26 protein-coding genes and 3 pseudogenes are annotated in these 26,895 nt (G+C 65.9%); 3 read left to right on the top strand and 26 right to left on the bottom strand.

What is annotated here, in order from left to right:
- Positions 1-2: 2 nt before the first annotated feature.
- The 16 genes from ACVWWN_RS31395 to ACVWWN_RS31320 all read right to left on the bottom strand — a co-directional run bounded on the left by ACVWWN_RS31395 (position 3) and on the right by ACVWWN_RS31320 (position 15,446).
- The gene (locus ACVWWN_RS31395; protein ID WP_457147331.1) at positions 3-1,574 is read right to left on the bottom strand and encodes an NADH-quinone oxidoreductase subunit M; all 1,572 of its coding nucleotides are present in this window, start codon (positions 1,572-1,574) and stop codon (positions 3-5) included.
- Complete coding sequence (nuoL, locus tag ACVWWN_RS31390; RefSeq protein WP_457147330.1) at positions 1,571-3,481, bottom strand: NADH-quinone oxidoreductase subunit L; 1,911 nt, start codon at positions 3,479-3,481, stop codon at positions 1,571-1,573. The genes ACVWWN_RS31395 and nuoL overlap by 4 nt, the downstream gene beginning before the upstream one ends.
- 7 nt (positions 3,482-3,488) lie before the next feature.
- Positions 3,489-3,788: an NADH-quinone oxidoreductase subunit NuoK gene (gene nuoK, locus ACVWWN_RS31385; protein WP_457147329.1), complete on the bottom strand. Its 300-nt coding sequence runs from the start codon at positions 3,786-3,788 to the stop codon at positions 3,489-3,491.
- Positions 3,785-4,558, bottom strand: a complete 774-nt coding sequence (locus ACVWWN_RS31380) for an NADH-quinone oxidoreductase subunit J (protein ID WP_457147328.1) — start codon at positions 4,556-4,558, stop codon at positions 3,785-3,787. The genes nuoK and ACVWWN_RS31380 overlap by 4 nt, the downstream gene beginning before the upstream one ends.
- Positions 4,555-5,079, bottom strand: a complete 525-nt coding sequence (gene nuoI / locus ACVWWN_RS31375; protein WP_457147327.1) for an NADH-quinone oxidoreductase subunit NuoI — start codon at positions 5,077-5,079, stop codon at positions 4,555-4,557. Before nuoI ends, ACVWWN_RS31380 begins: the two co-directional genes overlap by 4 nt.
- Positions 5,072-6,301, bottom strand: coding sequence for an NADH-quinone oxidoreductase subunit NuoH (nuoH, locus tag ACVWWN_RS31370; protein WP_457147326.1), 1,230 nt, complete (start codon positions 6,299-6,301; stop codon positions 5,072-5,074). The genes nuoI and nuoH overlap by 8 nt, the downstream gene beginning before the upstream one ends.
- A complete protein-coding gene (locus tag ACVWWN_RS31365) occupies positions 6,298-8,691 on the bottom strand; it encodes an NADH-quinone oxidoreductase subunit G (protein WP_457147325.1) in 2,394 nt (797 codons plus the stop codon). Before ACVWWN_RS31365 ends, nuoH begins: the two co-directional genes overlap by 4 nt.
- 34 nt (positions 8,692-8,725) lie before the next feature.
- Positions 8,726-10,042: an NADH-quinone oxidoreductase subunit NuoF gene (gene nuoF / locus ACVWWN_RS31360; protein WP_457147324.1), complete on the bottom strand. Its 1,317-nt coding sequence runs from the start codon at positions 10,040-10,042 to the stop codon at positions 8,726-8,728.
- The gene (gene nuoE / locus ACVWWN_RS31355; protein ID WP_457147323.1) at positions 10,039-10,914 is read right to left on the bottom strand and encodes an NADH-quinone oxidoreductase subunit NuoE; all 876 of its coding nucleotides are present in this window, start codon (positions 10,912-10,914) and stop codon (positions 10,039-10,041) included. The genes nuoF and nuoE overlap by 4 nt, the downstream gene beginning before the upstream one ends.
- Before the next feature lie 28 nt (positions 10,915-10,942).
- Positions 10,943-12,268: an NADH dehydrogenase (quinone) subunit D gene (nuoD, locus tag ACVWWN_RS31350; RefSeq protein ID WP_457147322.1), complete on the bottom strand. Its 1,326-nt coding sequence runs from the start codon at positions 12,266-12,268 to the stop codon at positions 10,943-10,945.
- Positions 12,268-12,999, bottom strand: a complete 732-nt coding sequence (locus ACVWWN_RS31345) for an NADH-quinone oxidoreductase subunit C (protein WP_457147321.1) — start codon at positions 12,997-12,999, stop codon at positions 12,268-12,270. Before ACVWWN_RS31345 ends, nuoD begins: the two co-directional genes overlap by 1 nt.
- Positions 12,996-13,550, bottom strand: coding sequence for a NuoB/complex I 20 kDa subunit family protein (locus tag ACVWWN_RS31340; protein ID WP_457149350.1), 555 nt, complete (start codon positions 13,548-13,550; stop codon positions 12,996-12,998). The genes ACVWWN_RS31345 and ACVWWN_RS31340 overlap by 4 nt, the downstream gene beginning before the upstream one ends.
- Positions 13,541-13,915 carry an NADH-quinone oxidoreductase subunit A gene (locus tag ACVWWN_RS31335; RefSeq protein WP_457147320.1) on the bottom strand — a complete coding sequence of 125 codons (375 nt, stop codon included), beginning with the start codon at positions 13,913-13,915 and terminating at the stop codon, positions 13,541-13,543. Before ACVWWN_RS31335 ends, ACVWWN_RS31340 begins: the two co-directional genes overlap by 10 nt.
- Positions 13,916-14,089: 174 nt before the next feature.
- On the bottom strand, positions 14,090-14,503 hold the full coding sequence (locus ACVWWN_RS31330) for an Rv3143 family two-component system response regulator (protein WP_457147319.1): 414 nt from the start codon (positions 14,501-14,503) through the stop codon (positions 14,090-14,092).
- Positions 14,504-14,513: 10 nt separating this feature from the next.
- Positions 14,514-15,041, bottom strand: a complete 528-nt coding sequence (locus tag ACVWWN_RS31325) for a YceI family protein (protein WP_457147318.1) — start codon at positions 15,039-15,041, stop codon at positions 14,514-14,516.
- Positions 15,042-15,065: 24 nt separating this feature from the next.
- Positions 15,066-15,446 (bottom strand): nuclear transport factor 2 family protein, encoded by a 381-nt coding sequence (locus tag ACVWWN_RS31320; protein ID WP_457147317.1) that lies wholly within the window; start codon positions 15,444-15,446, stop codon positions 15,066-15,068.
- 93 nt (positions 15,447-15,539) lie between these two features.
- On the opposite strand from ACVWWN_RS31320, the gene ACVWWN_RS31315 reads away from it, so the two are divergent.
- The gene (locus ACVWWN_RS31315; RefSeq protein WP_457147316.1) at positions 15,540-16,169 is read left to right on the top strand and encodes a class I SAM-dependent methyltransferase; all 630 of its coding nucleotides are present in this window, start codon (positions 15,540-15,542) and stop codon (positions 16,167-16,169) included.
- A gap of 64 nt (positions 16,170-16,233) precedes the next feature.
- Here the strand turns inward: ACVWWN_RS31315 and ACVWWN_RS31310 are convergent, their stop codons facing one another.
- From ACVWWN_RS31310 to ACVWWN_RS31265, 10 genes and pseudogenes are all read right to left on the bottom strand, one after another.
- Positions 16,234-16,581, bottom strand: a complete 348-nt coding sequence (locus ACVWWN_RS31310) for a DUF6285 domain-containing protein (RefSeq protein ID WP_457147315.1) — start codon at positions 16,579-16,581, stop codon at positions 16,234-16,236.
- A pseudogene (locus tag ACVWWN_RS31305) lies at positions 16,578-17,550 on the bottom strand (phosphotransferase family protein). Before ACVWWN_RS31305 ends, ACVWWN_RS31310 begins: the two are co-directional and overlap by 4 nt.
- Positions 17,535-18,773: an acyl-CoA dehydrogenase family protein gene (locus tag ACVWWN_RS31300; protein ID WP_457147314.1), complete on the bottom strand. Its 1,239-nt coding sequence runs from the start codon at positions 18,771-18,773 to the stop codon at positions 17,535-17,537. The pseudogene ACVWWN_RS31305 and the gene ACVWWN_RS31300 overlap by 16 nt, the downstream one beginning before the upstream one ends.
- A gap of 30 nt (positions 18,774-18,803) precedes the next feature.
- Positions 18,804-19,496 carry a TetR/AcrR family transcriptional regulator gene (locus ACVWWN_RS31295; RefSeq protein WP_457147313.1) on the bottom strand — a complete coding sequence of 231 codons (693 nt, stop codon included), beginning with the start codon at positions 19,494-19,496 and terminating at the stop codon, positions 18,804-18,806.
- A 4-nt stretch (positions 19,497-19,500) separates the two neighbouring features.
- A complete protein-coding gene (locus ACVWWN_RS31290; protein ID WP_457147312.1) occupies positions 19,501-20,418 on the bottom strand; it encodes a hydroxymethylglutaryl-CoA lyase in 918 nt (305 codons plus the stop codon).
- The gene (locus ACVWWN_RS31285) at positions 20,415-21,617 is read right to left on the bottom strand and encodes a CaiB/BaiF CoA transferase family protein (protein WP_457147311.1); all 1,203 of its coding nucleotides are present in this window, start codon (positions 21,615-21,617) and stop codon (positions 20,415-20,417) included. The genes ACVWWN_RS31290 and ACVWWN_RS31285 overlap by 4 nt, the downstream gene beginning before the upstream one ends.
- Positions 21,614-22,798, bottom strand: a complete 1,185-nt coding sequence (locus ACVWWN_RS31280) for an alpha/beta hydrolase family protein (RefSeq protein ID WP_457147310.1) — start codon at positions 22,796-22,798, stop codon at positions 21,614-21,616. Before ACVWWN_RS31280 ends, ACVWWN_RS31285 begins: the two co-directional genes overlap by 4 nt.
- A 75-nt stretch (positions 22,799-22,873) precedes the next feature.
- A pseudogene (locus ACVWWN_RS31275) lies at positions 22,874-23,513 on the bottom strand (hypothetical protein).
- Positions 23,514-23,605: 92 nt separating this feature from the next.
- On the bottom strand, positions 23,606-24,004 hold the full coding sequence (locus tag ACVWWN_RS31270; RefSeq protein WP_457147309.1) for a nitroreductase/quinone reductase family protein: 399 nt from the start codon (positions 24,002-24,004) through the stop codon (positions 23,606-23,608).
- A 170-nt stretch (positions 24,005-24,174) separates the two neighbouring features.
- Positions 24,175-24,535, bottom strand: a pseudogene (locus ACVWWN_RS31265) (TetR/AcrR family transcriptional regulator); the annotation flags it as partial.
- A 306-nt stretch (positions 24,536-24,841) separates the two neighbouring features.
- On the opposite strand from ACVWWN_RS31265, the gene ACVWWN_RS31260 reads away from it, so the two are divergent.
- Both ACVWWN_RS31260 and ACVWWN_RS31255 read left to right on the top strand, forming a co-directional pair.
- On the top strand, positions 24,842-25,816 hold the full coding sequence (locus tag ACVWWN_RS31260; RefSeq protein ID WP_457147308.1) for an esterase family protein: 975 nt from the start codon (positions 24,842-24,844) through the stop codon (positions 25,814-25,816).
- A gap of 71 nt (positions 25,817-25,887) precedes the next feature.
- A complete protein-coding gene (locus tag ACVWWN_RS31255) occupies positions 25,888-26,886 on the top strand; it encodes an MDR family oxidoreductase (RefSeq protein ID WP_457147307.1) in 999 nt (332 codons plus the stop codon).
- Positions 26,887-26,895 lie beyond the last annotated feature (9 nt).

The raw sequence follows: 26,895 nt of genomic DNA, 5'->3' as shown, positions 1-26,895 counted from the left end.
CGTCATCGTGCCGGGCCTTCCGCGATCTTGGGAGCCGGGTCAGGCTGGTCGATGATGGTCAAGGTATGGCTGACGGCCGGGTTGATGATGTCGAGCGCCGGCTTCGGGTAGACGCCGAGCACCAGCAGCAGGGCGATCAGCGGGGCGATCACGGCCAGTTCCCGGGGCACCAGGTCGCGGAGGCGGTCGTTGCCCTCTCGGACCGGGCCGGTCATCATCCGCTGGTACATCCACAGGATGTAGATCGCCGAAAGCACGAGCGCCGCCGACGCGAATACGGCCAGGGCGGGGTAGCGGGTGAAAGTGCCGATGAGGACCAGGAATTCACTGATGAACGGAGCGAGGCCTGGCAGGGACAGCGTTGCCAGGCCGGCGACCAGGAAGGTCCCGGCGAGCAGCGGTGCCACCTTCTGAACGCCACCGTAGGCATTGATCAGGCGGGTACCCCTGCGTGACACCAGGAACCCGGCGATCAGGAACAGCGCAGCCGTCGAGATCCCGTGGTTGACCATGTAGAGCGTGGAGCCCGACTGACCCTGGCTGGTCATCGCGAAGATGCCGAGGATGATGAAGCCGAAGTGTGATATCGACGTGTAGGCGATCAACCGCATCATGTCGACCTGCCCGATCGCCACGATGGCACCGTAGAGGATCCCGATCACCGCGAGCGTGATGATCAACGGACGGAAATACATTGACGCGTCGGGGAAAAGCTGCAGGCAGTAACGCAGCATGCCGAAGGTGCCGACCTTGTCCATGACGGCCATCATCAACACGCCGCTCGCCGGTGTGGCCTCCACCGCGGCATCGGGGAGCCAGCGGTGCAACGGCCACAACGGCGCCTTTACCGCGAACGCGAACATGAATCCACCGAAGAGCAGGTTCATCACGACCGGGCTGAGCGCGAACTGGCCGCTCGACACCGCGGTGACGATCTCGCGGAAGTCGAAGGTGCCCGCAGCGAACGCATGACTCTGTGCGGTCACCACGTAGAGGCCGATCACCGCGGCAAGCATGATCAGGCCGCCGAAAAGGTTGTACAGCAGGAACTTCACTGCCGCTCTGGAGGATTCGCCGCGGTTGCCGCCGAAGCCGCCGATGAGGAAGTACATCGGGATGAGCATGGCCTCGAAGAAGACGTAGAACAGCAGGATGTCCAGCGAGACCAGCGACATCAGCACCATGCCTTCGACGGCCAGTGTCAGCGCGAAGTAGGTGTGCACCGAACGGCCGCCCCAGCCGATCTGGTCACTGGCGTCGTTCCAGCCGGCGATGATCAGCAGCGGCATCAACACCGCGGTGAGCACCACCAGGGCGAGGGCGATACCGTCGACACCCAGGATGTACCCGGTGCCGAAGGAGGGTATCCACGTATGTGATTCGACAAACTGGTACTGCTCGCCGCCGGGACGGAAGCCCACCGCGACTACGAGAGTCACCGCGAGCACCGCGATCGAGATCGCCAGCGCCAGCCACTTCGCCACCGTGCGCAGCGCCGCGGGCAGCAGGATGACCACGGCGGCGCCGACGGTCGGAATGGCCCACAGCAGTGTCAGCCAAGGAATGGTGCTCACCACAGTCGCACCGCCAGGATCGCGGCGACCACCAGGGCCGCACCGCCCAACATGGACAGCGCGTAGGAGCGGGCGAACCCGGTCTGCAACTGCCCCAAGCCATCCGAGAAACGTCCGACCAGTCGGGCCAGTCCGTTGGCCGCACCGTCGACGGCGTCGTCGTCGATCTCCACCAGACCCTCCGTGACGAGCCGGCCCGGCTCCATGAACACTCGCTCGTTGAACGCATCGCCGTAGAGGTCCCGGCGGGCCGCCACAGTCAGCACGGAACCGGCAGGCACCTCTGCCGGCACGGCCCGTGTGGCGTACATGCGGTAGGCGATGCCGATGCCGACGGCGACCACTACCAGTACCACCGTGGTGACCACCCAGGCGGGCGTGGCGTGCGCGGCCTCATGGCCGCCGACGACGGGTGCGAGCCAGTGCTGCAGGGTGCCGCCGATCGCCAGGGCGCCGCCGGAGACCACCGACCCGACCGCGAGCAGGATCATCGGCAAGGTCATGACCGCAGGCGACTCGTGCGGATGAACACTCGCTCGATCTTCCGTCACTTCGCTCGCCCCTGCCTCCCAGCGCTTTTCACCGAAAAACGTCATCAGCATCACCCGCGTCATGTAGAACGCGGTGATGCCGGCGCCGAGTATCGCCGCTCCGCCGAGTACGAAGCCTTTGGCCCCTCCCGCGCCGAGCGCGGCCTCGATGATCCCGTCCTTGGAGAAGAACCCGGCCAGTGGGGGGATACCGATGATCGCGAGATAGCCCAGCCCGAACGTGGCGAAGGTGATGGGCAGCGCCCTGCGCAGTCCGCCGTAGCGGCGCATGTTCACCTCGTCGTTCATGGCGTGCATGACCGATCCGGCGCCCAGGAACAACCCGGCCTTGAAGAAGCCGTGGGTGAGCAGGTGCATGATCGCGAACGCGTAGCCGGCCGGCCCCAGTCCCGCCGCGAGCACCATGTATCCGATCTGCGACATCGTGCTGGCGGCGAGCGCCTTCTTGATGTCGTCCTTGGCGCACCCGACGATCGCCCCGAACAGCAGGGTCACCGCGCCGACGATCACGACGCCGGCTTGTGCGGCCGGTGCCAGGTCGAACACGGGGCCGGACCGCACGATCAGATAAACACCGGCGGTGACCATGGTGGCGGCGTGGATGAGCGCCGACACCGGGGTCGGGCCTTCCATCGCGTCCCCCAGCCACGACTGCAGCGGCACCTGAGCCGACTTACCGCACGCGGCGAGCAACAGCAGCAGACCGATGGCCGTCAGTACGCCCTGCCCGAGTTGCGGCGCGGCGGCGAAGACCCCTTCGAAGGAGATTGAGCCGATGTAGGTGAACATCACCATCAACGCGATGGCCAGGCCGAGGTCTCCGACGCGGTTGACCACGAACGCCTTCTTGGCCGCGGTGGCCGCCGACGGCTTGTGCGACCAGAACCCGATCAGCAGGTAGGACGCCAGACCGACGCCTTCCCAGCCGACGTAGAGCCCGAGGTAATTGTCGGCAAGCACCAACAGCAACATCGCCGCCAGGAACAGGTTCAGATACGCGAAAAACCGCATGCGGTCGGGGTCTTCGGCCATGTACCCGATCGAGTAGATGTGGATCAGCGACCCGACGCCGGTGATCAGCAGCACGAAACAGACCGACAGTTGATCGAGCTGCAGACCGAAGTCGACGTGCAGGGCGCCGACCGGCACCCAGGAGAACAGGGTCTCGTGCACCCCGCGGTGCTCGGCGTCGCGGCCCAGCATGTCCGCGAACAGCACGGCTCCGAGAGCGAACGACGCGATCGCGGCGGCGCAGCCCAGCAGGTGGCCCCAGCGGTCCGTCCGCCGGCCGACGAGCAGCAGGATCACCGCACCCGCGAGGGGAAGGGCGATCACCAGCCACAACAGAGTTGTCATGCTGTCCTCAGTGTTTCAGCAAGCTGGCATCGTCGACCGAGGCCGAGCGGCGGGTCCGGAAAATGGTCATGATGATGGCCAGTCCGATCACCACCTCGCAGGCGGCGACCACCATCGTGAAGAACGCGACGACCTGGCCGTCCAGATGTCCATGCATGCGCGAGAACGCTACGAACGCCAGATTGGCCGCATTGAGCATCAGCTCGACACACATGAACATGATGATGGCGTTGCGGCGCAACAACACCCCGGCGGCGCCGATGGTGAACAACAGTGCCGACAGGTACAGGTAATTGTCGGGATTCATCGATCACCCTGTTTTCCGTTGGTCGGCACCTCGATCGTCTGTTTCTGCAGGATCGGGCTGATCGACAGTTCGGAGCCCGTGCCGTCGGGCAGCCGTGCCGGTGTGTCGACGGCGTTGTGCCGCGCGTACACGCCGGGATTGGGCAGCGTCGTGGCATGGCCGCCTGGCCGGAACCGTTCCTCGGCGAGCTCTCGCTGCGTCTTGCGATGTTCGAAGCGCTCACGGTGCGCCAGCACCATCGCGCCGAGCGCAGCGGTGATCAGCAGCGCCCCGGTCAACTCGAACGCCCACAGATACTTCGTGAAGATCAGCGCGGCGAGCCCCTCCACGTTGCCGCCCGCATTGGCCTGCGCCAGGCCGGTGAATCCGGCCACGGACACGTTGCCGATGCCCGCGATGAGCAGAACGCCGAAACCCACTCCGGCTGCCAACGCCGCGATGCGTTGTCCACGAATGGTTTCCACAAACGACTCAGACAGATCGACGCCGATCAGCATCAGCACGAACAGAAAGAGCATCATCACCGCGCCGGTGTACACGACCACCTGCACGACACCCAGGAACAGGGCGTCCTGGGCGATGTAAAGTACCGCCAGCGCGATCATCGTGCTGGCCAGGAACATCGCCGAGTAGACCGCCTTCGGTGCGGACACCACGCCGATCGCGCCCACCACGGCGACGGCACCGAGCACCCAGAACAGCACGGCCTCCGTCGTGGTGGTATGCCCGGCGGTATCGGCGGTGAGAGCAGCGACGACGTCGACCCTCACTGCACATCCTGGGTGATGGGTTTGATTTTCCCCAAGTAGTAGTCCTCGTCGGTGCTGCCCGGCGCCATCGGATGGGGCGGCGACTCCATCCCAGGCTGCATCGGCGCGAGGAGTTTGTCCTTGCCCCAGATGAGGTCGGCGCGATTGTCGTCGGCCATCTCGTACTCGTTGGTCATCGTCAGTGCGCGGGTGGGGCAGGCTTCGATGCACAGGCCGCAGCCGATGCAGCGCAGATAGTTGATCTGGTAGACCCGCCCGTAGCGCTCCCCGGGTGAAAATCGTTCGCCCTCGGCGTTATCGGCACCCTCGACGTAAATGGCATCAGCGGGGCAGGCCCATGCGCACAGTTCGCAACCGATGCACTTCTCCAGCCCATCCGGATATCGGTTCAATTGGTGTCGGCCGTGGTAGCGCTTGGCCACAGGTCCGGGCTTCTCCGGATACTCCTCGGTGATGGGCTTCTTGAACATGGTGCCGAGGGTCACTGCGAATCCGGCGATGGCATCGAGGAACTTAGGCATCAGCTCGCTCCTTCCTGGGCAGCGGCGGAACCGGGAAGGCCCCGGCGGCGGGTGCCACGACTTGTTGCGGGATCTTGCGAATGCTTCTGGCCCGCAGAGTTCTCCACAGCACGAACAGCAGGATGAGGGCCACCACGATGCCCACCGTGATCAAACCGGTGGCCCATGCCTCGTAGCCGTGGGTGCGCAGGCTGTGGGTGATGGCGACGATCATGATCCAGGCCAACGACACCGGGATCAGGATTTTCCAGCCCAGTGCCATGAACTGGTCGTAACGCATCCGGGGGAGGGTCGCCCGCAGCCACATGAACAGGAACAGGAACAGCCATACCTTGGCGATGAACCACAGCAGCGGCCACCATCCCGTGTTGGCGCCGTCCCACATGTTGATCGGCCATGGGGCGTGCCAGCCGCCGAGGAACAGTGTGGTCGCCAACGCCGAGACGGTGGTCATGTTGACGTACTCGGCCAGCATGAACATCGCGAACTTCAGCGAGGAGTACTCGGTGTGGAATCCGCCGACGAGTTCACCCTCGGCCTCCGGCAGATCGAAAGGCGCCCGGTTGGTTTCGCCCACCATCGCCGTCACGTACACGAGGAACGACGGCAACAGCAGGAAGACATACCAGGTGCCCTGTTGGGCCGCCACGATGCCCGACGTGGACATGGTGCCCGCATAGATGAAGACGGCTGCGAAGGACAGCGCCATCGCGATCTCGTAGGAGATCACCTGCGCGCTGGAGCGCAGGCCGCCCAGCAGCGGATAGGTGGAGCCGGAGGCCCAGCCGGCCAAGACGATGCCGTACACCCCGATTGAGGTGACGGCGAGGATGTAAAGCACCGCGACGGGCAGATCGGTCAGCTGTAGCGCGGTGCGGTGCCCGAACACCGACACCTCCCCGCCCAGCGGGATGACGGCGAACGCCATGAACGCCGGAATGACCGAGATGACCGGCGCCATCAGGTACACCCACTTGTCCACACCGGCGGGGATCAGACCTTCTTTCAGCGCGAGTTTGACGCCGTCGGCCAGTGACTGCAGCAGGCCGAGGGGGCCGACCCGGTTGGGGCCGAAGCGCATCTGCATGCGTCCGAGGATCTTGCGCTCGATCAGGATCGCGGTCAGCACCGTCAGCAACAGGAACACGAAGATGCCGAGCGACTTCGCCAGGATCAGCCACCACGGGTCGTGGCCGAACAGCGTCGGGTCCGGATACGTCACGAGTCCGACCGTCCGATCGACACGACGGCGCCGGTGGCCACCCCGAGCTGCAGGTGCACGGTGGATCCGGCCGAGTTCAGCGGCAGCCACACCACCCGGTCTTCCATCTCGGTGACTGCCAGCGGCAGCGTGACCGCACCGCGATCGGTCCCGACGGTGACCAGATCACCTTCAACCGCGCCTATTTCGGCGGCAGTGCCCGCCGAGAGCCGGGCGACAGATGGGCGGGCAGTGCCTGCCAGATACGGTTCGCCATCCTGCAATCGGCCGAGGTCGAGCAGCATCCGCCAGCCGGCGAGCACGGCCTGACCCGGCTCGAGTCGCGGTGGGCGCGGCGGAGAAACCTGCAGTGCGTCCGGTCGCGCCCCTGACCACAGCCCGAGCCGGGCCAGTTCTTCACCCGCAGCGAGTGCGGTCGGCAGGTTGAGGTCGACGCCGATCTGGTCGGCCAAAATGTTCAATACGCGCCGGTCCGGATTGGCGTTGGTGTGCAGTGACGACTCGAATGGCCGAATCCGTCCCTCCCAGTTCATGAATGAACCGGCCTTCTCCACTACCGGTGCGACGGGAAAGACGACGTCGGCCAGCGCGGTGACCGCGCTTTCCCGCAATTCCAGGCTGACTACGAACGGCGCGGCTTCGACGGCGGCCAGCGCGGCCTCGGGGTCGGGCAGATCGGCGAGCTCGACGCCGCCGATCAGCAGCGCGCCGAGTTCGCCGCCGCGCGCCGCACTCAGAATGCCGCTCGTGTCTCGGCCGACCGTGGCGGGCAGCGTCGAGATGTTCCAGGCGCCGGCGGTCTGCTCGCGGGCGGCGGGATCGTTGACGGGCCGGCCGCCGGGCAGCAATCCGGGGAGGGCGCCGGCCTCCAGCGCGCCACGCTCACCGGCGCGACGCGGGACCCAAGCCAGCCGGGCGCCGGTCGCAGCGGCCAATCTGATTGCCGCGGAGAAGGCCCCGGGCGACGTGGCCAGGCGTTCGCCGACGAGGATCATCGCGCCGGGCAATGCGAGCAGTTCGTTGTCGGTGAGGTCATCCAGCGCGGTGGCTTCGGCGCCGGGCGCACAGCGGATGAGCGTGCCGGCCATCTTGCCCAATGCCCGCGTGGCGAAGGGCGCGACCGACAGCACCTGCAGGGAGTGCTTGCGGGCCGCCTTGCGCAGCCGCAGGAAGACGATCGGCGATTCCTCTTCCGGTTCGAGCCCGACCAGCAGAACAGCCGGCGTGCTGTCCAGATCGGCGTAGGTGACCGACATCGACCGGCCGGCGACGTGTGCGGCGAGAAAGTCGGCCTCTTCGGCGCTGTGTGGCCGGGCGCGAAAGTCGATGTCATTGGTGGCCAGCACCATCCGGGCGAACTTCGAGTAGGCGTAGGCGTCCTCGACGGTGGCACGACCACCCACCAGTACTGCGGCGCTGCCCGTCGCCGCGGCAAGCCCGGCCGACGCTACGCCGAGCGCTTCCGACCACGACGCGGGCCGCAGTTTGCCGTCGTCGTCGCGCAGGAGCGGTGTGGTGATGCGATCGCCGATCGTCGGGTAGGCGAACGCCCACCGGCCTTTGTCGCAGTTCCATTCCTCGTTGACCTGAGGATCGTCGCCGGCCAAGCGGCGCAGCACCTTTCCCCGGCGGTGATCGGTACGTTGAGAGCATCCCGACGAGCAGTGCTCGCACACACTGGGGCTGGACACCAGATCGAACGGGCGGGCGCGGAACCGGTACGCGGCGCCGGTGAGCGCACCCACCGGGCAGATCTGCACGGTGTTGCCGGAGAAGTACGACTGGAACGGCTCGCCGGGGGCGATGCCGACCTGTTGCAGCGCACCGCGTTCGAGCAGATCGATGAAGGGGTCGCCGGCGATCTGATCGGAAAACCGGGTGCAGCGGGCACACAGCACGCAGCGCTCCCGGTCCAGCAGCACCTGTGAGGAGACGTTGATCGGCTTGGGGAACGTCCGCTTGACGTCCTCAAAGCGGGTCTCGACGCGGCCGTTGGACATCGCCTGGTTCTGCAGGGGGCACTCGCCGCCCTTGTCGCAGACCGGGCAGTCCAGCGGATGGTTGATCAGCAGCAGTTCCATCACGCCGTGCTGGGCCTTGTCCGCAGCCTCCGAGGTGTGCTGGGTCCGCACCACCATGTCCGGTGTGACCGTCGTGGTGCACGACGCCATCGGCTTGCGTTGCCCCTCCACCTCCACCAGGCACTGCCTGCATGCACCGACCGGATCGAGCAGCGGATGGTCGCAGAAGCGGGGAATCTGGACGCCGATCAACTCGGCCGCCCGAATCACCAAGGTGCCTTTGGGCACACTGACTTCGACGTCGTCGATGGTCAGGTTCACCATCTCCACCGGGTTCGCTTCGGTGCTGGCATCAGCGGTCTGTGTCATCTACACCCCCAACCTTCCCACCTCGCGGTCAAAGTCACACGCCCGCCTCTTCGGCGGCCATCAGCGTGGAAGCGTGCGGATCGAACGGGCAACCCTCGCCGAGGTGCGCGAGATACTCGTCACGGAAGAACTTGATCGACGACAGGATCGGGCTGGCCGCACCATCACCCAACGCGCAGAACGACTTTCCGAAGATGGTGTCGGAGATGTCGAGCAGCTTGTCGATGTCGGCATCGGTACCCGTGCCCGTCTCCAGGCGCTCGTAGATTTGCCCGAGCCAGTACGTGCCCTCGCGACACGGCGTGCACTTTCCACACGACTCGTGTGCGTAGAACTGCGTCCATCGGCGCACCGCGCGCACCACGCAGGTGGTGTCGTCGAAGATCTGTAGCGCCTTGGTGCCGAGCATCGATCCGACTCCCGCCATGCCCTCGTAATCGAGTGGGACGTCGAGGTGTTCGCCGGTCAGCAGGGGAGTCGAGGACCCGCCGGGAGTCCAGAATTTCAGGGTGTGGCCCGCCCGCACGCCACCCGCGTAATCCAACAGCTCGCGCAGCGTGATCCCCAGCGGGGCCTCGTACTGTCCGGGCGTTGTGACGTGCCCGGACAGCGAGTACAGGGTGAAGCCCGGCGACTTCTCCGAGCCCATCGACCGGAACCAGTCGACGCCGTTGAGCAGAATCGGGGGAACGCTCGCGATGGACTCCACGTTATTGACCACCGTCGGGCAGGCGTAGAGCCCGGCCACGGCGGGGAACGGCGGCCGCAGCCGGGGCTGGCCGCGGCGGCCCTCGAGGGAGTCCAACAGCGCGGTCTCCTCGCCGCAGATGTACGCGCCCGCCCCGGCGTGGACGATCAAATCGAGATCGAAGCCGGAGCCGCGGATGTCGGCACCCAGATAACCGGCGTCATAGGCTTCCGTGACCGCGGCCTGCAGTCGGCGCAGGACCGGTAGTACCTCGCCGCGGACATAGATGAACGCGTGGTGCGCCCGGATCGCGTATGCGGCGATGATCGCCCCCTCCACCAGGAAGTGAGGCGTGGTCAGCATCAGCGGAATGTCTTTACACGTGCCGGGTTCGGACTCGTCGGCATTGATCACCAGGTAATGGGGTTTGGCCCCGGCGCCGGTGTCGTCCTGTGGGATGAACGACCACTTGGTCCCCGTCGGGAATCCGGCACCGCCACGGCCCCGCAGCCCGGAGTCCTTCACTGTCGCGATGACGTTGTCGGGATCCATACGCAGCGTACCTTCCAGCGCGCGATAACCGTCGTGGCGGCGATAGGTCTCGATGGACCATGGCTCGGGCTCGTCCCAGAACCGGCTGAGCACGGGAGTGAGGGGGGTCATGATGTCGAATCCGTTGCAGTGGGATCGGTTTCCGGTGTCGAGGGCTCGGCCGGGACTGTCGCCGACGGCGCAGGCGCCGGCTCGTCCTTGGTGGTCTCGACGGCGGCGGCTTCAGTGCGCTCCGGCTGGCTCCGCGCGGCATGCCCAGATGCGTCCGGTGCGTCCGGTGCGCTCATCCCGCGGTCCCTGGCGATCTGTAAGCCGGCGAGGGTGGCGGCGCCGGGTTGCCCGCCGGGTGAACCCGAACCGGGAAGTCCGGCAAGGGTCCTCGACGTCTCCCGGAAGGTGCACAGGGCCCCGCCGCGGGTCGGTAGCGGAGGGTCACCCGCGCCGCGGAGTCCGTCCACCAGCTCGCAGGCCGACGACGGAGTCTGGTTGTCGAAGAACTCCCAATTCACCATCACGACCGGGGCATAGTCGCATGCCGCGTTGCACTCGACATGCTCCAGGGTGACCCGGCCGTCATCGGTGGTCTGGCCGGCGTCGATGGCCAGATGATCTTGCAGCGCTTCGAGAATGGCGTCGCCGCCCATGATCGCGCACAGCGTGTTCGTGCACACACCAACCAGGTACTCGCCGGTCGGTGAGCGCCGGTACATCGAATAGAACGTGGCGACCGCGGTGACCTCGGCGTCGGTGAGGCCGAGCCGGGCGGCGCAGAACGCGATACCCGCCGGCGTGAGACAGCCGTCCTCCGACTGCACCAGATGCAGCAGCGGCAGCAGCGCCGACCTGGCGCTGGGGTAGCGTGCGATGATCTGCTGCGCCTCGGCCGTCAGCCGGGTCGCGACATCGGCGGGGTACGTCTTGAGCCCGTTGATCGGCGGCCCGGGTTCATCGGGGCGCTGCCCGAGTTCGAGAAATACGCTCATGACCGTCTGTTCTTCGCGCAAGCGCTCATCACCTGTCCACCCCGCCCATCACCGGGTCGATCGACGCCACCGCCGCGATCGCGTCGGCGACCATGCCGCCCTCGCACATCGCCGCCACGGCCTGCAGGTTGTTGAACGACGGGTCTCGGTAGTGCACCCGGTAGGGCCGGGTGCCGCCGTCGGACACCATGTGCACGCCTAGTTCGCCGCGCGGTGACTCCACCGCTGTATACACCTGTCCGGCCGGCACCCGGATACCTTCGGTCACGAGCTTGAAGTGGTGGATCAGCCCCTCCATCGAGTGGCCCATGATCTTGGCGATGTGTTCGGGGGAGTTGCCCAGTCCGTCGGGACCGACTTTGAGATCGGCGGGCCAGGCCAGTTTCTTGTCCTCGATCATCACCGGCCCGGGCTTGAGCCTCTCCACGCACTGCTCGACGATCTTGATCGACTCGTGCATCTCCTTGACGCGAATGAGGTAGCGGCCGTAGGAGTCGCAACCATCGTCGGTGATGACGTCGAAGTCGTAGGTCTCATAACCGCAGTACGGCTGTGCGCGCCGGAGATCGTGCGGCAGACCGGTGGAGCGCAGCACCGGGCCGGTGATGCCCAGCGCCATGCATCCGGTGAGGTCCAGATAGCCGATGCCCTGAGTGCGTGCCTTCCAGATGTAGTTCTCGTTGAGCAGGTTCTCCAAGTCGCGCAACCGTTTCGGCAGCAACTCGAGCAGTTCGCGGATCTGCGGCACGGCCTCGTCGGGTAGGTCGACCGCCACGCCGCCGGGCCGGATGTAGGCGTGGTTCATCCGCAGCCCGGTGATGGTCTCGAAGACCGACAGGATGAGTTCGCGTTCGCGGAATCCGAAGAACATCGCGCTCATCGCGCCCAGTTCCATGCCGCCGGTAGCCAGCGCCACCAGGTGGCTGGAGATGCGGTTGAGTTCCATCAGCATCACGCGGATGACGCTGGCGCGCTCCGGAATCGCGTCGGTGACGTCCAGCAGCTTCTCCACACCCAGGCAGTACGCCGTCTCGTTGAAAAACGGTGATAGGTAATCCATTCGGGTCACGAATGTGACGCCCTGCGTCCAGTTGCGGTATTCGAGGTTCTTCTCGATGCCGGTGTGCAGATAGCCGATTCCGCAGCGGGCCTCGATGATGGTCTCGCCCTCGATCTCGAGGATGAGCCGGAGCACACCGTGGGTGGACGGATGCTGTGGTCCCATGTTGACCACGATTCGCTCGCCCGCGTGCTCGTGGGCCGCCGCCACCACCGCTTGCCAGTCCTGGCCTCCGACGACCACGACCGTGTCCGTACCGCCGCCGTCCTCGGGCGGAGTCATGGGGGTGTTCATCAGCTGTAGGCCCTCCGCTCGTCGGGCGGTGCAATCTCGGCGCCGTGGTACTCCACCGGTATGCCGCCCAACGGGTAGTCCTTGCGTTGCGGGTGACCCACCCAGTCATCGGGCATTTCGATGCGAGTCAGTGCGGGGTGACCGTCGAAGACGATGCCGAAGAAGTCGTAGGTCTCCCGTTCGTGCCAGTCCGTGGTGGGGTAGACGCCGAACAGCGACGGGATGTGCGGGTCGGCGTCGGGCGCGGCGACCTCGAGGCGGATGCGTCGGTTATGGGTGATCGACATCAGCGGGTAGACGGCGTGCAGTTCGCGCCCGGCGTCGTTCGGATAGTGCACCCCGCTGACCCCGAGACATAGTTCGAATCGCAGACCCTGGTGGTCGCGGAGCATCTGCGCCACCGCAGGCAGTTGCTCGCGGGCCACTTCCAGCGTCAGCTCGTCCCGGTAGACCACCACTCGCTCGATCGAGCCGGCGTAGCTGGCATCGCCGAGCGCGTCGGCCAGTGCGTCGACGACCTCGTCAAAGTAGCCGCCGTACGGCCGCGGTGAGCTTCCCGGCAACGCCACGGGTCGAACCAGGCGACCATAACCCGACGTGTCACCGCTGCCTTTGGCGCCGAACATGCCGCGGCGCACACCGATGATCTCGGGAGCGTCGTTGCCGGCTCCGGTGCGTGCGACGTCGGAATCCGTGACGGCAGGCTGGTCTTCGCCCGAGGGGCCTGTCAACGCAGCAACCCCTTCAGCTCGATCGTCGGGGGGATGGCCAGCGCGGCCGCTTCCGCCTCGCGGATCGCTTCCTCGCGGTTGACGCCGAGCGGCATTTGCTGAATCTTGTCGTGCAGCTTGAGGATCGCGTGCAGTAGCATCTCCGGCCGTGGCGGGCACCCGGGCAGGTAGATGTCCACCGGCACCACGTGGTCGACGCCCTGGACCACGGCGTAGTTATTGAACATCCCGCCGGAGGAAGCACACACTCCCATCGCCAGCACCCATTTGGGTTCGGCCATCTGGTCATAGATCTGGCGCAGCACCGGCGCCATCTTCTGGCTGACCCGACCGGCGACGATCATCAGGTCGGCCTGCCGCGGGGTCGCCGAGAAACGCTCCATGCCGAAGCGCGCAATGTCGAACCGTGGGCCTGCCGTCGCCATCATCTCGATGGCGCAACAGGCCAGCCCGAAGGTCGCCGGCCACAGCGAACCCTTCCGCACGTAGCCGGCCACCTTCTCGACCGTGGACAGCAGGATCCCGCCCGGCAGCCGTTCTTCTAGTCCCAACTCAGGCCTCCCCGCCGCCATACGTAGGCGTACGCAACGAACACAACGATCATGAAAAGCAACATCTCTACCAGCGCGAACAGGCCGAGACTGTCGAACGCGACCGCCCACGGGTAGAGGAAGACGATCTCGATGTCGAAGACGATGAACAGCATCGCTGTCAGGTAATACCTGATCGGAAATCTTTGTCCGGTGGCCTGCTTGGCGGGATCGGACAGCTCCATCGGTTCGATGCCACACTCGTAGGCCTCGAGCTTGGAGTGGTTGTACCGCCGCGGCCCGATCAGCACCGCGATGGCGACCGAGCCGACCGCGAAGGCAGCGGCTATCGCGCCGATCACCAGGATTGGCGTGTACAGGTTCATGCCGTTCAACCGCTCCCTCGTGGGCTGTCGATGTGAGCTAACCCACAGCCTAGCGAGGATTTGGTTGCATGCCACATATTTTGGTTAGTATCGCTACTAGCACCGTGTCGCTATGCCGTCATGCCACGAAAAAGCAAGGGTGACAGTCAGTTTCAGGTCAGGCGCGATCAGGCGCTACTGAACCGGGGCGCGCAGCAGCGCGACCACGGCGTCACCCAATCGGATCGGGTCGATCGGGTGAGGGACCGCGGCCTCCGCGCGCGACCAGCTGGCCAGCCACGCGTCGTCCGCACGCCCGGTGAGCACCAGGATCGGTGGGCAATCGGTGATCTCGTCCTTGAGCTGCTTGGCGATTCCCATGCCGCCGACGGGCGTGGCCTCGCCGTCGAGAATGACGAGGTCGAATCCGCCTTCGTCCATCTGTGTGATCACCATTGCCCCGGTGGCGACCTCGACGTAGGTCAGCTCGGGAAGATCGGGGTGGACCCGTTTGCCCAAGGCGAGTTGCACCTGCTCGCGGGTCCGCGGGTTGTCGCTGTAGACCAGGATCCGCAACGGACGAGATGCCAGCGGGGATGCCTGAGCCATGCGCCAGATGCTAGCTGCGCCGGAATACGACGTCAGCCGAAATCGTGGTCGTGTCGACGACCATTCCCAGCAGGTTGCCGTCCACGCCGAAATCCTTGCGGTCGATGGTGGCTTGCGCTGTCACCCGTACGCGGCCGTCATCGAGCACCCTGACGTTTGCGCGCAGGGGCACCGGCGCGGTGGTGGCCTTCACGGTGAGCTGGGCTCGCAGGTCGACGGTGTCTGCCCCGGCGTCGGCGCCGGTGACGACGACGCTGATCTCGGGAAACTTCTCGACGTCGAAGAAGTCCGCGGACCTGAGGTGGTCATCCCGCTTGCGGTTCTTGGTGTCGACTGTCGTCGCCTTGATGTCGATTCTGCCGAATACCGTTTGGGCACCCGTGATTTGGCCGTCGCCAGTGAACTCGCCGAAACGACCCTTCACGGGCGCGATGCCCCACAACGATCCGCATTTGAAGCCGATCGTCGATTGTTCTGGCACCGCCGTCCAGACACCAACCGACGCGGGGTCGGCCAGAAGGTCCTCCACGCTACTCATATATCACCTTTCGTGGGCTTGCGGTCACCAGGGGGGCGATCCCCGCCGGATGAAGTATTCGTCGAACCGGCTGATCAGGCCGTTGGCGCGGAGCTTGATCACGATGCAGACGCGCAGGGCGATCGAACCCGCCGTTGCGGCCCTTCGCGTGCAGGATGTGCTGCTGGACGCTCCGCCGTCGAACAACCGGCGGTCAAGGATCTCGTACCGACGGTCGGTGGTCGTGTTGACGAACCACATGACCACGCGCAGCGCGCGCTCCTTGTCGGGGTCATGATCGGCGACCTTCGAGACGACGAGGTCTTCGTTCCACAATTGCCCGACCATCGCGATGTCGCTCTGCTCGATCGCCTGGAACAGGCGGTCGGCGACATCGGCGATGGCACTGGAATCCGTGACGGGCATCGGCCCCTCCTCCCTGCCGATGGTGTACCAGGCCGCCGCCATGTCAACAACGGGGTTGACCTCAACCCCGCTTGAGGTGGAACCATCGAGTTGATGGACACCACACCCGCGGTTACCCGGTTCGACGACCTCTACCGATCCCGCACCGCACCGTGGGTCATCGGTGAGCCGCAGCCGGCGATCGTTGAGCTGGAACGGGCCGGCAAGCTTCAGGACAAGGTGCTCGACATTGGTTGCGGCACCGGTGAACACACGATTATGCTGACCGGGCTCGGCTACGACGTGTTGGGTGTCGACTTCGCTCCGGCGGCCATCGAGCAGGCGCGCGCAAACGCCGGGCAACGGCGTGTCGATGCCCGCTTTGAAATCGCCGACGCCATGAACCTCGACGCCACCGACGTCTACCAGACGATCATCGACAGCGCCCTCTTTCACATCTTCGACGACGCCGACCGGGCGAAATATGTGCGCAGTCTGCACATGGCGTCGCGCCCGGGCGGGTTCGTGCACGTCCTGGCCCTTTCCGACGCCGGTCGCGGGTTCGGACCCGAGGTCAGCGAGTCCGACGTCCGGGGGGCGTTCGGCGACGGCTGGGTGTTGGAGGCGCTGGACTCCGCCAGATACCGCGGAGTGGTGCAGGAGATGCACACCGAGGCGATCGGGCTGCCCGTGGGCACGCTGGTGGATGAGCCCGCCTGGCTTGTGCGGGCCCGCCGGGTCTGACGCGACTTCTGCATGAGAGCTGTGAATGCGCGCGGGATCCACGATGCTGGTGCAGAAATCGTCGTCATGACCGCTTGTCGTAGCCGGGATGGGCGACCGCGAGCCTTCGACGCACCAGGGTGCGCAGGACGGGCAGCAGGGCTTCGGCGCGGTGGTCCAACTCGCCGGCCCGGATCGCGGCGGCCAGCTGCGACTCCTGGCTGAAGCCGACGCTGGCCAAGGCGCTGCGGACCTCGGTCTCTGGCTCGTCGAGCAGCTCACGTTCGACCATGCGCAGCATGTTGGCGGCGACCCGGGCGTGGAAATCGACCTGCGCTTCGGGGTGGGTGGCCGCGCGCACCTCGTTGTCAAGGAAGTCGGCCACCGCCGCGACCAGTTCGGCCGCGGTGGGCCGTCCGTACAGCCAGTTCACCTCGGACCGCCTCCCTCCAGCAGATCGAGCACATCCCACTCGGTTTCGGCCACTCGCCTGCCGATCGCGGCGAGCTCCACCGACGGGGTCTGCCCGGACAGGTGCCGCTCCGCCTGAAAACGGCAGATGACTCCCCAGCGCAGAGTGGCCAGGGTCAACCACCAGCGAAACGCCGTGCGGTCGATGTCTGTCGCCGCGGCCGCTTCGTACGCCGAAAGGAACGCTTCCACGCCGCCCAGCCCGCCTGCGCCGAGCCGCTCGGGGGCACCGAACCGCCAGGCCCGAATGCAGAACCAGGCCAGGTCCTCGTACGGATCGCCGATGTGCACAAGCTCCCAATCCAGCACCGCGGCCAGACCGGATTCGTCGACGATCAGGTTGCCCATCCGGAAGTCGCCGTGGACCAACCTTGGCGGTCCCGGCGCCGGCCGGTGAGCGGACAGCCAGCGGAACGCCCACTCGAATGTGGCCGTGGTGTCGCCCATCTCGTCCAGCCGCCCGCGCCATTCCGCGAGCTGGTCCGTCTCGGTGAGGCCGACGCCGCCGGGGTCGGCGCGATGGATCGCGGCGAGCGCCTGCGCACATTGTTCCAGCAAGCGAGGCGCCCCACCTCATCGAGGCTCCGGTGGATCCGCCTGCCGAGTGTCTCACCGCCGATCGCTTCGCAGATCAGAAACGGATTGCCCAGCACCGCAGGAGAACTGTCGGCAGTAAGGACGTGGGGGACTGGAGTGCCCGCGGCCGCCGCGCGCCGCTGGACCGCCGCCTCCAATTCCATGCCGGCGTGTACGTCGTCAGGGGGCCGGTGCGCAAGATCAATGACCGCCGCCCGGTACTGGTGATCGCATCGAAAGCCCACGTGGTGCGACTGGCGCCGCCGGTCAACGCGGTCAGATTCTCCACGATGACATCCTCGCCGAGGTGCGGGCGCAGCACCGTGGCGGGTTCGTCCTTCACTTCCGGCCGAATCCGAAGAGCCGCTGGGCCACCCGGCGAATCTGGATCTCCTCGGCGCCCTCGGGGATCCGGTAGCGGCGGTGATGACGGTAGATGTGTTCGAACGGCTCGTGACGGCTGTATCCGACCCCGCCGAACACTTGCATCGCGCGGTCGGCGGCCTCGCACACCAATCGGTTCGCGCGATAGTTGGCCATCGACACCTCGTCAGAGACCTCCATATGGTGACCGCGGTCGAGGTGGCTGGCGGCGTAATAGACCAGCAGGCGCACCATCTGTGCCTCGGTCTGCAGTTCCACCAACGGCCACTGCACGGCCTGGTTCACCGCCAGCGGTTTGCCGAACACATTCCGGTCGTTGGCGTACGCGACGGCACGGTCGATGCAGTACTGAGCGGCGCCGAGGCTGCTCGCCGCCTGCCGAATCCTGTTCTCGTGCAGAAAGGTCTGACCCACCTCCAGCCCACGACCCACCTCACCGAGCACAGCATCCCCGGGCACTTGAACATCGTTGAGCTCGACCTCGCCGTGATCGGTCGGCATGTTGAACGTCCACCAGTAGTAAGGCACGGAGAATCCGAGGGTGTCGGTCGGCACGAGGAACGCGGTGATGCCCCGCGGCTGGCCAGGATCACCGGACGTTCGGGCGAAAACGAGGTCGTGCGTAGCCCGGTGCACGCCGGTGTTGAACCGCTTGCCGCCGTTGATGATCCACCCGTCGCCGTCGGACACCGCGCGAGTCTCCAACCAGGTGGCATCGGAGCCGTGGTTCGGCTCGGTCAACCCGAACGCCATCGAGCGTTCACCGGTGATCAGCGCCTCGGTCCATTCGGCCTTCTGCGTATCGGTGCCGAACCGGTCCATCATGATGACCTGCGGGAAGTTGCCCACGATCGATGACTCGTCCTGCAGGTCATTGTGCAGCCCGAGACCCTTGTGTGCCAGATGTTCCCGGATGACCGCCATATCGATGTTGGTGCCGTCCCTGCCGCCGAACTGAGCCGGCAGGCCGTATCGCAGCCAGCCTGCCTTGTCGGCACGCCTGCGCATCTCGCCGAGCAGGTCCTCCCAGGCTCGCCGCGGCGTGCCACCGTTGTCCCAGTCGGTGCGCGCATACTCGCGGCGCTGGTCGAAATACTGAATGTGGTCGCGTTCCAGCGGTTTGATTTCGGCCTCGATGAACGCGTCCATCTCGGCGAGTAAGCCGGGAAGATGTGCTGGGAGGTTGAAATCCACAGTGGGTTCTCCTTCGTTCGACCGAAATCGTCAAAACCCGTAGAGGGTCTTCTTCCAAATCCTCGACAGCGTGATGATGGCGTCCTCGTCGCTGACCTGGACTCCGAGACCGGACGCGCCGACGAAGACGGTGGTGAAATTCTCGAACAGCAGGGCGATGGCGGCCGCGGTCAGCGGGGGATCGAGATCAGCACCGTACCCCTGCTCCTGGGCGCGACGCACGGATGCCGCCACGATGTCCATGCCGAACCGGCGGAATTCATTCTGCACGGCGGCGAACCGGGTTTGGGTGGCGGCCAGCTGGGTGACCGCGATCATGATGCCGATGTTCTGCTTGAACATGTTCCAGTAGCCGGTCACCACGGAGGTGAAGAAGGCTTCGTCGTCCGGTGAGTCCGGCAAGTGCACGCTCAGGCCCGACGGCGCCACGATGTCGTGCAGGAATGACTCGGCGAGCGCGGCCAGCAGATCCTCTTTGTCGGCGAAATACCGATAGAACACCGCAGGCGACTTTCCGGCTGCCGAGGTGATGTCGGACAGCGTTGTTCCGTGAAACCCGCGTTCGGCGAAGAGCTTGCGGGCCGCCTGCTCGATTGCCAGACGGGTCTGGCGGCCCTTGGCGCTCAGCGTATCGGCAGAACCGTTTTTGCTCCTCGCGTGCGCAGAGCCGTTTTTGCTCCTCGCGTGCGCAGAGCCGTTTCTACTCCTCGCGTCCGCGGCCATGTGGTTACTCGCCGAGAATTCGGTCACCGGCCCGCAGCAGCGAACTTGGCAGGTCATGGCCGACCAGCTCCTGCGCGACGCGGGCACCTGCGATCGCGGTCTGCAGATCGACATGCACGTGGATTCCGCTGTCTCGCAAGAGATAGACAAGATCTTCGGTGGCGATGTTTCCGCTTGCGCCGGGCGCGAAGGGGCAGCCGCCGAGCCCGCCGACCGAGGCGTCGAGCCGGGTGATGCCTGCTGTCACCGCGGCGTAGGCGCTGGCGAGTCCGGTACCGCGCGTGTTGTGGAAGTGCGCACCGAGTGGCGTGTCGGTGATCAGCGGCCGGATCCGTTCGACCAGATCCCGCACCCGTCGTGGCGTAGTCGTCCCGATGGTATCGGCGATCGCGAGCCGGTCGGCGTCGTTGCCGAGTGCCGCGGCGATCACGTCGACGACCCGCTGGTGCGGCGTCGGCCCATCGAACGGGCAGTCCCACGCCGTGGCGACGATCACCTCGACGGTGGCGCCACTGTCGTGGGCGATCGCGACGATCTCGGGGATGAGCGCCGTGGACTCTGCCGTCGTGCGGCCCACGTTGGACCGGCTGTGGCCGTCGGCGGCCGACACCACGTACTCGATCGACCGCAGCCCCGAGGCGATCGCCCGCTTGGCACCGTTGGGGCTGGCCACCAGGGCGGAGAACTCGATGCCGTGAGAGGAGCGGAATCCGTCCAGCTCGCCCGCGAGCTGCGCGGCGTCGGCCAGCGCAGGCACCTTTGACGGCGACACGAAGGCCGTGGCCTCCATCTCGCGGACGCCGGTGGCGGCCACCGCGGCGAGAAGTTTCAGCTTCGAGGCCAACGGAATTGGATCTTCGATCTGCAGCCCGTCGCGCAGCGAGACGTCCCGGATATCGACATGTTCCGGCAGATCGGTCACAGCACACCCTCGGCACGCAAAGAGTCCAGCTCGGCGTCGGACTTGCCGAGCAGCCCGCGGTAGACCTCGTCGTTGTGTTGTCCCGGCCGGGCTGGACCGGCGCTGCGAATGGTCCCCGGCGTCTCCGAAAGCACCGGTATCACACCGGGCCCCAGCACCGTTCGGCCTACTCGCTCGTCGAAGTGCTCGGCGATCATTCCGCGGGCCAGCAGCTGTGGGTCCGTGACCACTTCGGCCACGGTGTTGATCGGCCCGCTGATCACCCCGGCCGCGCCGAGGATGGAGATGATGTCGGCGGGCCGGCGAACGGCGGCCCAGTCGCCGATGATCTTGTCGAGCTCGTCCTGATTGCGTCCACGGGCCACGTGGTTGGCGAATCGCTCGTCGGTCGCCAGTTCATCCCGGCCCATCGCCGCGCACAGCCTGCGAAAAACGGTGTCCTGGTTGGCGGCGATCACCACCCAGTTGCCATCGACCGTCGGATAGATGTTCGACGGCGCGATGCCCTCCAGCCTGGTGCCCGAGGGTCCGCGCACCACACCGCCCACGTCGTAGTCGGGGATGGTGGATTCCTGGACGGCCAAGCAGGATTCGGTCAGTGCGGCATCGACGACCTGGCCTTCGCCGGTGACCGTGCGCCGGTAGAGGGCGGCCATGGCGCCCTGTGCGGCGAACATGCCGGCGAGGCTGTCACCGAGCGACAACGCGAGCCGCGGCGGCGGGCCGCCCGGGAAGCCGTTCATGTACCTCAGGCCACTGGCCGCCTCGGCCACCGACGCGTAGCCGGCCTTGTGGGCCTCGGGTCCGGTCTGGCCGTATCCGGACACCCTCACGAGGATGATGCCCCGATTGCGTGCGTGCAGAACGTCGTAGCCGAGCTTCCACTTCTCGAGTGTGCCCGGCCGGAAGTTCTCGACGATGATGTCCGAGCGCTCGACGAGGTCGAGGAAGATGTCGCGTCCGCGGGCCTCACGCAGGTTGAGCGTGACGGCTTTCTTGTTGCGGGCGTGCACCGTCCAGAAGAAATGGTGACCGTTGAGTTCGGCCTGCCCCCAGGTCCGTAACGGGTCGGGCGCACCCGGCGGCTCGATCTTGATGACCTCAGCACCCATGTCGCCGAGCAGCCGTCCCGCGAAGGGCCCCGAGATCAGCGTGCCGACCTCGATCACACGGATGCCGTCCAGAGGGCCTGTTGTCATTGTGCAAATCCGTGCCGATGCAACCAGTCGGTGACGACAGTGACCGCCGCGCGGAGCTTGTCCGGTTGGTCGGTGCCCGCGTAATAGTGGTTGGCGCCGGGGATCTCGTGCATCTCCTTGTCGGAATGCCCGATCGCCTCGTACAGCCGGTGGGTGTGGCTGGGTGTGCAGGCGTCGTCGGCGCGGTTGCCGATCACCAGTGTCGGCACCGCGATATCGGGTCCGCACCGCACGGCGTCGCCGTTGGCGTCGTCGTAGCTCCACTGAGACAGCCAGCTGCGGAGGGTGCAGAACCGGGCGAGTCCGACTGGGCTGTTGTTCACCACCTGAGGATCACCCAGGTAACAGGTTCCCGGGGTGCGCTCATTGGGGTCGACCGAGGGATCGAGCCAACGGGGATCGGCCATGGTGCCGTGTACGACGAATGCGAACTCGTCGTCGGCGCGACCTTCTTCGGACAGTTTCGCCAGTTTCTCTTTGACCCACTTGGTGATTCGCCGGTTCCGTGCGATCTGCGCCGCTCGGTAACGGTCCAGGAACTCGGCGGTGTACGGTGGCTGGTTCGGATTGTCCGGGTTATATAGATCCAACTCGGGATCGCGCTTGGACGGGTCGTTCTCGTCGACGATCGAGGCGTCCAGCCACTCGGTCATCGTGCGGTGCCGGCTGACATGAGCGGCCAGCAGCATGATGCCATCGGCGGGCAGCAGTCCAAGCTTCGTCAGGTCAGGTCCGTCGCCGGACGGGCTCGCGGTCAGCGTCGGATTCTGTGCCTGCTGCTGATAGAAGACCGACAGCGAACCGCCCCCACTCCAGCCGGCCAGTACGACCTTGGAGTAACCCAGCCGGTTCTTGGCGTCCTTGATGCACTCGCCGAGGTCCTCTACGACCTTTTCCATCAGCAGCGCGGAGTCGGTGCCGCGAAACCGGCTGTTGCAATAGATGACATGGTGGCCGGCACGGGCCAACGCATTGTTCATCGGTAGGTAGGCGCCGCCGCCGATCGGGTGCATGAACACCAGCACGGTTTCTGACGGTTTGGCCTTCGGCCTGAGCAGATAGCTCTCCAGCACTACCAGCTCGGCAACGCCGCCGTAGACGTCGCGTGTCGTCGAAGTGTTCTGATAGGCAACGAGATACGGGATGCGGTCGTACTCGAACTCGACGGGGGCGGTCTTCACGCAAGCGCTCATCAGTGCTGTCGCTTCTTCGCGCAAGCGCTCATCAGTGCTGTCGCTTCTTCGCGCAAGCGCTCATCAGTGCTGTCGCAGATCGTTCCTCAGTACCTCCGCGGACGGGACAAGCGGGCGGCGGGTGTGGATGGCGATCATCGACCAGTCGACCTTGTCGTAGTCGTCGAATTTGCGTCGGGCCCGCTCCCGTGCTTTCAGGCGCACCGTGGTGGACGCCTTGCGGCGCATCCGAAATGAGGCCCACTGGCATTGGGATGCCGTACAGCGACCCGCCGTGAAAGAACGCGATCTTGTCATAGTCGACGTTGCGGTGGTACCACGGTGTTCGTTCGGTGCCGGGGACGCCATCCGCGGGCTTGGGAATGAAGTTCATCACGTAGACGCCGGCGGCCTGCATGAACAGATGCACCGTCGGCGGCAGATGAACGCTGTCCGAAGTCACCTGGCAGTCCGCATTGGAGAACAGCGGCAGCAGGGCGCCGCGCGCGTCGGCAGCATCCGATGGCTTGAGCTCGCTCGACAACACGTCGACGGGCCGCAGCGGACCGGCGGAGCGGTAGGCGCTGGAATCGTGTCTGCGGTAGATATTGGCCGTGCGACCGGTGAACCCGCCGCGCCCGAGGTCGTCGTCCTTCAGGCCGTCCAGATCCGCCTGCAAACGCCGTGGTGTCCAGCCTTTGCGCAAATGAACAAAGGATTCCATGGTTCGCTCCATCGACGGCATCGGCGGGCGGCAGCTGAACTAAAACTGACATTACTTTTACTTCGCGGCACACGTCAATGCGTTGCGCCCCGTCAGTGCGAAAGGTCGACCCGGATCGTGAGCAGGTTCGTGCCGAATGTCCGCACGCCCATGCTGTTGAACTGGGGCAGCGAGCGCAGTCGTGCGCGCGGGTCGTCTTCGGGCACCAGGTGGGCGGTGCCGTTGAGCCAGCGCCCGCGCAAACGTACGCGCACCTGCGCATTGGCCTGGATGTTCTTCACGTACTGCGATTTTTCGCCGAACTCCGAGACGAACCAGAACTGGTCGCCGATGCGACTGCCGCCCAGCGGTGTGCGGCGCGGCTCACCCGACTTCCGTCCTGTCGTTTCCAACAGCGTTTGGATGGGCACCCGCCGCATCAGCGGGTTCGCGACGTGTTTTTGAAAGAAGCCGGTAACGCGATCGCGGATGTCTTCAGTGTCGCTGGCCATGAGGGCTTCCTCTCGTCGGCGTGCCGATCACACCATTGCGGTGGGCGTGAGTTCCATGGCCAGTATCGGTGCACCGGCGGCGGCCCGCCGAGCCTGCGGCCAGATCGCGGAAACGGCGGGTCAGGCGATCTGACAGCAGTCTCAGCGCGAATTGTCACATCTCGAGCGGTGAGAAACCCGATCCCGGCGGCGAAGGTGGCGTTGGCCCGCAGGGCGGCGTCGTCCCCGTCGAACCCTGTAGAGACGTCATCATTTGCGAGAGTCGCTCCCGCGGTGGGCTGGCGGTCAGTTCGCCGAAGTGGCGTCGATCCTGGTCGCGGAGCGTCCCCCAAGGAGTCGACCAGGGCTGCCCGATAACCGGCCATATCGGTGAAATGCCAAGTAGAAGCTGCCCTTCGTCACGCCGAGGCGTTTGCACAGGCGGTCGATCTCGAGGTCCTTGATGCCTTCGTTGGCGAGAATCACATAACCGGGCCGGGTCCAGTCATCGCCGGACAACCGGCCGCCGCCGCCTGCACGGTCCTTTGCCATGAGCGGCAGCGCAGGCGAATCAAGGCAATGGCACCGGGCCCGATTGATGGCGCCGCCCGAGGCTGACGTTACTTCTGGTGTCGACGGGAATTCCGCAGCGTGGGCCGGTCGGTGTTCCTCACGCGGTGGTCACATGCTTTACTGCTGTCGCACAACTGAAATTTTCTCGGTCTGCTCAGCCGCCGTCCGGGCGTCGTTGAGCGGGCGCGACATCGCGGTGAAGAAACTGCCGCGGTGGCGGTGGCGGCCTGTGCGGTCGCGGGAAAGCGTGTTACGCGGTAACCGGAAGATGGATGGAATTGCGGTATGAGGCTCATTGACAAGATTCGTGGCCCCTGGGCGCGTCGGTTCGCGGTCGCTGCGATAGCAGCGGCTGTTTTACCTGGCGTGATCGGTCTCACAGGCGGGTCAGCCACAGCCGGGGCCTTCTCCCGGCCCGGCCTGCCGGTCGAGTACCTGATGGTGCCGTCGCCGTCGATGGGCCGGGACATCAAGGTCCAGTTCCAGAGCGGTGGTAACGGCTCGCCGGCCGTCTATCTGCTCGACGGCCTGCGTGCGCAGGACGACTTCAACGGCTGGGACATCAATACCCAGGCGTTCGAGTGGTATCTGGACTCGGGGCTGTCGATCGTGATGCCGGTCGGCGGGCAGTCGAGCTTCTACTCCAACTGGTACAAGCCTGCCTGCGGCAAGGCCGGCTGCTTGACCTACAACTGGGAGACGTTCCTGACCTCCGAGCTGCCCAACTGGCTGGCGGCGAACAAGAACGTGAAGGCCAGCGGCATGGCCGCGGTCGGCCTGTCGATGGCGGGCGGCTCATCGCTCGTCCTGGCGGCCCACCACCCCGCCCTGTTCCCCTACGCGGGCTCGCTGTCGGGCTTCCTGAACCCGTCCGAGGGGCAGTGGCCGTTCCTGATCAACCTGTCCATGGGTGACGCGGGCGGTTACAAGTCCGACGACATGTGGGGCCCCGCTGAGACGGACCCGGCCTGGAAGTACAACGACCCGATGGTGCAGATCCCTCAGCTCGTCGCCAATGGCTCGCGAATCTGGGTCTACTGCGGTAACGGCAAGCCGAACGAGTTGGGTGGCGGTGACCTTCCGGCCACCTTCCTGGAAGGCCTGACGATCCGGACCAACGAGACGTTCCGTGACAACTACCTTGCCGCCGGCGGTACGAACGGCACGTTCGACTTCCCGGACAACGGCACGCACAACTGGGCCTACTGGGGCCGCGAGCTGCAGGCGATGAAGCCTGACCTCATCGCGCACCTTCTCTGACACCACGACGACGCAAGGATCCCCGGCATGCGAGTGCCGGGGATCTTTGCGTTTGGTGAACAATGTGAGCCATGGCTGCTCTCAACGCATTGGTCGCTCATCAGGATGCAGAAGGGTCGATCACGCTCGGCCACGAGGTGCTGGACGACACGTTCCTGCCCGACGGTGACGTGCGGATCGCCGTCGAGTACTCGGGTGTCAACTACAAGGACGCGCTCGCGATCACACCGAAAGGCGGTGTCGCCCGGTCATACCCGCTGATACCCGGAATCGACGTCGCGGGTACCGTCACCGCCAGTTCCGCTCCCGGCTTCGCGGTCGGGGACCGTGTGATCGCCCACGGCTACGACATCGGCACCGGCCGCCACGGCGGATACGCCGACAGCGCGCGCTACCCGGCCGACTATCTGGTCAAGCTCGACGGTTTGACCACGGCGGAGGCCGCCGCGATCGGCACCGCGGGTTTCACCGCGGCCATGAGCGTCGACGCGATCCGGGCGCACGGGGTGACCCCCTCCGACGGGCCGGTGTTGGTCACCGGTGCCACGGGTGGCGTGGGTAGCGTCAGCGTGGACCTGCTCGCCGGCCTCGGCTACGAGGTGATCGCCTCGACGGGAAAGACAGAAGCCCACGACTACCTGATGGGGCTCGGCGCGTACGAGGTGATCGGCCGGGTGCCCGCCGAGGGCGAGAAGGTCCGGCCGCTCGGCAAGTCCACGTGGGCAGCAGTCGTCGACAGTGTGGGCGGTGACACGCTGGCGTACGCGCTGAGCACGCTGAATTATGGCGGCGTGGCAGCCATTTCAGGCCTTGCTCGTTCGGTGGATCTACCGACGACGGTGATGCCGTTCATTCTGCGGGGAGTGACGCTCGCCGGTATGGAATCGGTTCTGTTGCCGATCGACGCCCGCCGCGATGTCTGGAGTCGGCTTGAGGGCGAGCTGAAACCGCGGCACCTCGGCGAGATCACCAGCGACGTGTCGATTCTCGAAGCGCCGGAGACGCTGCGTACGATCATCGGCGGCGGTGTCACGGGTCGCACGCGCGTCGTGGTGAAGGACGGCTTCTGATGGCAGCGC

This window comes from Mycobacterium sp. URHB0021 (genome assembly GCF_054057895.1).
Note: the sequence above shows the minus strand (reverse complement) of the source record. Positions and strands in the feature narration are given on the sequence as shown.